We start from the raw sequence: 7,799 nt of genomic DNA, 5'->3' as shown, positions 1-7,799 counted from the left end.
ACGCGCGGCTTTGTCGAATACCAGTTCCCTAACAATGCCAAGCTCGCCAATGCCGAGATCACCGAACTCGAAGTGGCGATTGAGCTGTCCTCGGAAGTGCCGGGCACCAGCGCCGATTGGCCCTCTGACATCACCCTGACGATCAATGGCGTCGATGTCGGCACCTGGACGTCACCGGGAGATTTCGGCGACAAGCGCGGCGTCTTCACGCCTTCCTGGTGGAAGCTCAAGGGCTCGCAATACGGCAAGCTGAAGAACTGGCGAATTGCCACTGACGGCGCCTATGTCGACGGCGTCAGGATTTCCGAAACCGGCCTCGTTGCACTCGATCTGAAGAGCCATCATTCAATCCGTATTCGTATCGGCGTTAAGGACGACGCCAAACGCCCCGGCGGGATCAACATTTTCGGCAAGGGCTTTGGAAATTACGATCAGGATATCCTGCTCAGGATCAAAACCGGTTGATATCATCAAACCGGGTTTGAAAAATAGTGCAGCAATTTCAAATGACTGACTTTTTACTGAGCCAAAGCCTTCGTCTAATTGTCCTACTTTTGGCAATTTTGGCTTGACGAACAGCTGCCAATTCACCTTTGATATCGGGCAAGATGATTTAAATCATCATTTGTGATATCGATGGGAGGAATGCATGAAGGCAGCCGTTACGGCACATCCGCACTATGTTGTCTCGGAAATCGATCCGAGGCTCTACGGATCCTTCATCGAGCATCTCGGGCGGGCAGTTTATACCGGCATCTACGAGCCAGGCCATCCGACGGCGGATGCCAATGGCATGCGTCAGGACGTCATCGATCTCGTCAGGGAACTAAATGTTCCGATCGTCCGCTATCCCGGCGGCAATTTCGTCTCCGCCTACAATTGGGAAGACGGCATCGGCCCCAAGGAGGAGCGCCCGGTGCGGCTCGACCTCGCCTGGCACACGTCGGAAAGCAACGAAGTCGGGCTGCATGAATTTGCCGATTGGTGCACCTCCGCCAACACCGAGATGATGCTTGCCGTCAATCTCGGCTCGCGCGGCCTCGACGAAGCACGCAACCTTCTGGAGTACGCCAACCATCCCGGCGGCAGTAAATGGAGCGACAAGCGCATCGCCAACGGCCGCAAGGAGCCCTTCGACGTCAAGCTCTGGTGCCTCGGCAACGAAATGGACGGTCCTTGGCAGATCGGCCACAAGACCGCGGACGAGTATGGCCGGCTGGCGCATGAGACGGCCAAGGCCATGCGCGCCTTCTCCAAGTCGCTCGAGCTCGTGATCTGCGGCTCTTCGAATGCCAAGATGCCGACCTACCCTGAATGGGAAGCGACCGTTCTCGACCATACCTACAACGAAGTCGACCACATCTCGCTGCACATGTATTTTGACAACGAAGCCAACGACGCTCCGAACTATCTCGCCATGAGCGAAAAGCTCGACGACTACATTGTCTCGGTCGCCGGCGTCATCGACTATATCAAGGCCAAGAAGCGCTCCAACAAGCAGGTCTACATCTCATTCGACGAATGGAACGTCTGGTACCATTCCAAGGAGCAGGACAAGAAAATACTCGGCGGCAGCGACGGTTGGCCCTTTGCTCCGCCGTTGCTCGAAGACATCTACAATTTCGAGGATGTGCTGCAGGTCGGCCTGATCCTCAACACCTTCATCCGCCGTTCCGATGTCGTCAAGATCGCCTGCCTGGCGCAACTGGTCAACGTCATTGCGCCGATCATGACCGTTCCGAATGGCCCGGCATGGCGCCAGACGATTTTTTACCCCTATCTGTTTGCTTCTACCTACGGCCGCGGCAATGCGCTGGATCTCAAGGTGGAAAGCCCGACCTACAAATCCACCGTTGCGGGCGACGTCGCCTATGTCGATGTCGCCGGTGTGCACGACAGGCAAACCGGCCACGTCACCTTCTTTGCCGTCAACCGCCATTCGAGCGAGGCAATCGAAACAGTGGTCGACTTCACCGGCTTCGGCGCAGCGGAGATCGTCGATCACCAAGTGATGGCACACGCCGATCTGAAAGCCGTCAATTCGGCCGAAAACCCAAGCAAAGTCGGCCCCAGGAAGGGTGAGGGCGCCTCGGTCATCGGCGGCAAGCTGAGCCTGTCGCTGCCGGCCTATTCCTACCAAGTCATACGCCTGAGGCTCTGACTTCGGGGCGGATCATCGAGAAAGCGCAAACGCTGAGGAGGAGCGTCAACGTGACGGCCGATATCGAGATCAGGAATGTGAGCAAGCAGTTCGGTGCCATGACGGTGCTGGATCATCTGTCGCTCTCCATAAGGGCACGCGAATTCATCGTGTTTCTGGGGCCGTCCGGTTGCGGAAAATCGACGCTTCTTCGAATGATTGCCGGTCTCGAAGCTGTCGATAGCGGCGAGATTGCCATCAACAATGAGCGCATCGATCATCTGCCGCCGGGCAAGCGCGGCATTGCCATGGTGTTCCAGTCCTATGCGCTTTATCCGCACATGACGGTGCGCGACAACATGGCCTTCGGACTTGCGAATATCGGCGTACCAGGCAAGGTCATCGAGGCGCGCATCAACGAAGCCGCCCGCATCCTCGAAATGCCGCATTTGCTCGATCGCAAGCCGGGCCAGCTCTCCGGCGGTCAGCGCCAGCGCGTCGCCATCGGCCGTGCGATCGTCAAGGAGCCGAAGGCCTTCCTGTTCGACGAGCCGCTCTCCAATCTCGATGCGGCGTTGCGCACCCGCACCCGCATCGAACTTGCCCAGCTTCACCAGCGCCTGCAGTCGACAATGATCTTCGTCACCCACGATCAGGTCGAGGCAATGACGCTCGCCGACCGCATCGTCGTCATGAACAATCGCAAGATCGATCAGATCGGCACTCCGATGGAGATCTACGAGCGCCCGGCGACCAAATTCGTCGCCGGTTTCGTCGGTGCGCCGGCAATGAACTTTGTCGACGCGACGCTCGACAAATCCGGAGAGAACGTCACGGCCAGGTTTGCGGACGGCATATCGGTGCAGACCGAGATCGCCTCCAGCCAATTGACCGATGGCAAGTACACCTTCGGCATCCGTTCGGAAGACGTCCGCATCGTTGCCGCCGGACAGGGCAATGCCGACGGCGTGGTCGATGTGCTCGAGCGGCTCGGCGAACGCACCCTGATCTACGCGCGGCTGGGCGATGGCCAGCAGATCGTCGGCTCGGATGCCGGTAACAGCCGCGTCGCCGTCGGCGACCGGATCGGGCTCGCCTTCGACGGCCAGAAATCGCATCTGTTCAACGAGACCGGCCGCGCCTGGCACGCGAGGGAGGCCTGACATGGTTGACCGGCTGGCGATGACCCCGACCGCGACGCTCGCCGCCGGCGTCAGAGCCCCGACCGCCGACATCTATGCGCCGCAATGGCGAAACTTCATTTTCGTTGCGCCATTCTTGTTTTTCTTCACGACGCTGCTGCTCTTCCCGCTGCTCTGGGGGATGTGGCTGAGTTTCCACAAGGCCGACACGTTCTCGTCCGGAAATTTTGTCGGTTTCGGCAATTACGTCAGGCTGTATCACGATAAGGTCTTCCTTCAATCGATCTGGAACACCTTCTACTTCGTGCTGCTGACGGTGCCGACGCTGGCGCTGATCGGCCTTTTTCTGGCGCTTTGCCTCAATCGCCGCACGCGCACTGCCGCGGTGCTGCGGACCCTGTTCTTTTCCTCCTCGGTGCTGTCGGTCACCATCGTCACGCTGATCTGGCGCATCGTTTTCATTCCGAATGTCGGCCTGTTATCGACGATCTACGGATGGTTCGGCGCAACTGCCCCGGCTTTCATTTCCGATCCCAACCTTGCGATGGTCGGCATCGCCATTGCCACCATCTGGTGGTGCATCGGCCTGCCGATGATGCTCTTTCTCTCGGCGCTCCAGCAGATTCCGCAGGATATTTACGAAGCGGCAGCCCTGGACAATGCCAATCGCTGGCAGACGTTACGCTCGATCACGCTGCCGTCGATCAAACGGACCTTCATCCTGGTGATCATTATCCAGATCGTGCTGCAATTCCAGCTGTTCGGCCAGGCCTGGCTGATGACGCGCGGCGGCCCGAACAACCTGACCAAACCGCTCGTGCTCTACATCTACGACACCGCATTCCGTCGCTGGGATCTCGGCTTGGGTGCCGCGGCATCGGAAATCCTGTTCATCCTCATCCTGATCGCGGCCATGGCCCAGTACCTGGTCACACGCAGCAGGGGAGACCAGGCATGAGCGCCCCAGCAGTTTCCATCAAGGGACGGGCATTTGGCGACCATTTGTTGCTGGCCCTCGTCATCCTGCTTTCGATCGTCATGATCGCGCCGGTTCTGTGGGTCATCGGCCTGTCGCTCAAGGACAATGCAGAGCTGATGGCCGATCCGAATTCGGTGTTCCACGCGCCCTATACACTGAAGAACTACATCAACACCGTCGGCACTTCGTCGGTGTTCATCTGGGTGCGCAACAGCATCATCGTCTCGGGCGGATTGACGCTCGGCACGTTGATCCTGTCGTCGCTCGCCGGCTACGGCTTTGCACGGCTGAATTTCCCCGGCCGGGACGTGCTGTTCGTGATCGTGCTGTTCGGCCTGGCGGTCCCGGAACAGGCAGTGCTTGTCGCCCGCCACCAGATATTCAGCATGCTGAAGTTCCACAACACCTATCAAGGGCTCATTCTGCCAGGCCTTTCGGCTCCGTTCGGCGTCTTCCTGATGACCCAATATTTCAAGGCCATCCCGAAGGAGCTGGACGAAGCCGCCATGCTGGACAATGCCGGCCGCTTCAGGATTTTCTGGAAGGTGCTTCTGCCGCTCACGCTGCCCGCACAGGCGACGCTCGGCATCTTCACCTTTCTCGGCGCGTGGAACGATTACTTCTGGCCGCTGATTTCGGCAACGAAGAAGGACATGTTCACGCTGACGGTCGGCATGGCCTCGACACAGACCAATTTCGCCCAGTCCGAAGGCATCGGCTTCCTGATGGCGCAGGCGGTGTTCGCCGGTGCACCAATCCTGATCGTCTACCTGTTTTTCCAGAAATACATCGTCACGGCGGTCTCCGGCGCTGCGGTGAGATAACGAAAATTACCGGCCGGGGAATGCGCAGCGATTGAAGTACGAAGGCCAATCCAGGGTGGAGTGGCGGAAACTCAGTAGGAGGAACTGATATGAAACTGAAGAAAATACTGTTTGCCGCAGTCTCTGTGGGCGCAATGATGCTTGCAAGTCCAAGCTTTGCGGCGACGGAACTGAGTGTGCAGCGCTTTTTCGGCGCCTGCGATGCCGATTTCGGCACCAACACCGATCCCACCAAGGCCGTTGGCGAATGCGGCATCATCACCTCGCTGATCAACAAGTTCAACGCCGACAATCCCGATGTCCACGTCAACGTCACCACGGTGGAATGGCCGGGTTATGATCAGCTGACCGCGCAGTTCGCTTCAGGCGACGCTCCGGACATCGTCACGATCCATGAATCCGTATTGTCGGATTATCAGTCGAAGGGCCTGTTGATGCCGCTCGACGATCTCTTGAAGTCGGTCGGCGTGACACCCGACGCCTTCACCGACGCGGCGCGCAATGGCGCCACCAAAGACGGCAAGATCTATGGCCTGCCGATCGACAGCTGGACGATGCTCTATCACGTCAACATGGATCTGTTCAAACAAGCCGGCCTCGTCAATGCCGACGGTACGCCGATCTTTCCAAAGTCGCCCGAGGAACTGCTCGCCCAGGCCGAACAGTTCAAGCAGAAAACCGGCAAGCCTTACTTCGTCCAGAACCTGACCAATGAGACTGCACTCTACACACGCAATCTCTACACCTATCTTTTCCAGCAGGGTTCCGATTTCTTTGCCGATCCGAAGCATGTGAAGTTGAATACGCCGGAAGCCAAGAAGGTCGTCGAGATGTACAAGGCGATCTTCGAGAAGGGCTACACCACCAAGGACCTCGATTATGGCGGCTCGATCAACGCCTTCCTTGCCGGCGAGGGTGGCGTCCACCTTAACGGCACCTGGGTGGTCGGCGACTACAACGCCCAGTCCGAAACCAAGGGTACGGCGCTCAACAAGGGCGGTTATGCGGTCTATCCATATCCGCAGCTGTTTGGCGGCGCCCATGCGCAATATGCCGACGGCCACACCTGGGCCGTGTCGCAGAAAGACCGCACACCTGAACAGACGCGGCCATCGGCAAATTCCTGAAGTTCTTCGCCGACAACGACTTTGAGTGGTCGCGCACCGGTCACCTGCCGGCCTATAAGGCCGTCATCACTTCGGACGCCTTCAAGGCCCTGCCGCATCGCAACACGATCTCTGCGGTCGCCGATCTCGGCAAGCCGCTGCCGTCCGCCGTACAGCGCCAGTTTGCGATCCAGGACATTATCGGCGAAGAGATGAGTGCCGCAATCAGTGGCCAGAAGGACGTCGACACTGCCCTTGCCGACATGGAAAGCCGCGTCAACGAATTGCTCGCCAACATTTGACGGCAGGTCCGTCGAGAACTCAATTTGCGCCCCGCGGCTGGATCCAGTCGCGGGGCTTCTCTACCAAATGCAAACGGCATGGCTTCTGACCCAAACCGTGCGCGAGTCTCCAGCGAGGGCCAGGATCAAACGCGATCAAATGTGGCACCGCGAGATAAGGCCCATCGCGCCCACATGAGCAGCCGATGCAAGGCTTGGCTGTGAGGTTCTGCTAGAACGCGGCGGCCATGGGCATTGCGACTTTGTTGGGGATCTGGATGTCGATCTCCAGCCTCGACGTCGTTTCGCCGTGATCCATGCTCACCTGCAGGAAATCCTGGTCGACCTGAACATGCCTGGCGATTACAGCCATGATCTCCTCGCGCAACACGGAGACGAGATCGGGCTGGTTGCGGTTGCGGCGCTCGTAAGCCAACAGCAGTTGCAAGCGCTCGCGCGCCACCGGCGCGCTGCCGCGGCGCTTGAAGATGTCGAGCAGGTTCATGCTGCCCTCCTTCCCAACAGCCGGTCGAGGAGGCCCCTCCGCTCGAAAGGCAAGATGACCGGCAGGTCCTCGCCCTCAAGTCTTCTTGCTGCGTCGATATAGGCGCGTGCAGCGGGGTTCGTGTTTTCGCTGAGCGTAACCGGCGCGCCCACATTGGATGCGCGCAGCACATCCTGGCTCTCGGGAATTATTCCCAGCAAGGGCGTGGACAGGATCTCGAGAACGTCATCGATACTGAGCATCTCGCCGCGGGCAGCGCGCGCAGCATCGTAGCGCGTGACGAGGACGTGTTTGGCGATCGATTCACCCTGTTCGGCTTTCATCGTCCTGGAGTCGAGCAGGCCGATGATGCGATCGGAATCGCGGACCGAACTCACTTCCGGATTGGTCACGATAACCGCCTCGTCGGCAAAGCGCATGGCAAGTTGCGCGCCCCGCTCTATGCCGGCCGGACTGTCGCAGAAGACGTAGTCGAAAACCGAGCGCAGCTTGTCGATTACGTCGGCGACGCCTTCCTCGGTGAGAGCATCCTTGTCGCGCGTTTGCGAAGCCGGCAGCAGGAACAGCGTGTCGAGCCGCTTGTCACGGATCAGCGCCTGCGAAAGCTTGGCGGTTCCCTGAATGACGTTGACGATATCGAAAACGACGCGCCGCTCGGCGCCCATGATCAGATCGAGATTGCGCAGGCCAACGTCGAAATCGACGAGGGCCACCCGCTTGCCGGTTTTCGCGACCGCGGCGCCGAGAGCGGCCGTCGAGGTCGTCTTGCCGACACCCCCTTTGCCGGATGTGACAACCACTACCTTGCCCATATTTGTGCCT

General features: G+C 59.1%; 6 protein-coding genes and 2 pseudogenes. 6 read left to right on the top strand and 2 right to left on the bottom strand.

The genetic code is table 11. The features are described 5' to 3' along the window. The 6 genes and pseudogenes from NKJ08_RS23085 to NKJ08_RS23060 form a co-directional block, all read left to right on the top strand. A pseudogene (locus tag NKJ08_RS23085) lies at nucleotides 1-465 on the top strand (transcriptional regulator); the annotation flags it as partial. Between the two features lie 184 nt (nucleotides 466-649). Continuing rightward, the gene (gene arfA, locus NKJ08_RS23080; RefSeq protein ID WP_352524854.1) at nucleotides 650-2,161 is read left to right on the top strand and encodes an arabinosylfuranosidase ArfA; all 1,512 of its coding nucleotides are present in this window, start codon (nucleotides 650-652) and stop codon (nucleotides 2,159-2,161) included. 50 nt (nucleotides 2,162-2,211) lie between these two features. Continuing rightward, nucleotides 2,212-3,303 (top strand): ABC transporter ATP-binding protein, encoded by a 1,092-nt coding sequence (locus tag NKJ08_RS23075; RefSeq protein WP_352524855.1) that lies wholly within the window; start codon nucleotides 2,212-2,214, stop codon nucleotides 3,301-3,303. 19 nt (nucleotides 3,304-3,322) lie between these two features. Further along, the gene (locus tag NKJ08_RS23070; protein WP_352524963.1) at nucleotides 3,323-4,240 is read left to right on the top strand and encodes a carbohydrate ABC transporter permease; all 918 of its coding nucleotides are present in this window, start codon (nucleotides 3,323-3,325) and stop codon (nucleotides 4,238-4,240) included. Then, nucleotides 4,237-5,085: a carbohydrate ABC transporter permease gene (locus tag NKJ08_RS23065; protein ID WP_352524856.1), complete on the top strand. Its 849-nt coding sequence runs from the start codon at nucleotides 4,237-4,239 to the stop codon at nucleotides 5,083-5,085. The genes NKJ08_RS23070 and NKJ08_RS23065 overlap by 4 nt, the downstream gene beginning before the upstream one ends. A 134-nt stretch (nucleotides 5,086-5,219) precedes the next feature. After that, nucleotides 5,220-6,493 (top strand): annotated as a pseudogene (locus NKJ08_RS23060) (extracellular solute-binding protein). Between the two features lie 211 nt (nucleotides 6,494-6,704). Here NKJ08_RS23060 and minE read toward each other — a convergent pair. Together minE and minD are read right to left on the bottom strand one after the other, a co-directional pair. Next, on the bottom strand, nucleotides 6,705-6,977 hold the full coding sequence (gene minE, locus NKJ08_RS23055) for a cell division topological specificity factor MinE (protein ID WP_352524859.1): 273 nt from the start codon (nucleotides 6,975-6,977) through the stop codon (nucleotides 6,705-6,707). Next, nucleotides 6,974-7,789: a septum site-determining protein MinD gene (gene minD / locus NKJ08_RS23050; protein WP_352472499.1), complete on the bottom strand. Its 816-nt coding sequence runs from the start codon at nucleotides 7,787-7,789 to the stop codon at nucleotides 6,974-6,976. Before minD ends, minE begins: the two co-directional genes overlap by 4 nt. Nucleotides 7,790-7,799 lie beyond the last annotated feature (10 nt).

Origin of the sequence: Mesorhizobium sp. M0244, assembly GCF_040321795.1 — a bacterium.
GTDB lineage: Bacteria > Pseudomonadota > Alphaproteobacteria > Rhizobiales > Rhizobiaceae > Mesorhizobium.
The sequence above is the reverse complement of the archived record's forward strand: the minus strand, read 5'-3'. Positions and strand labels throughout refer to the sequence as shown.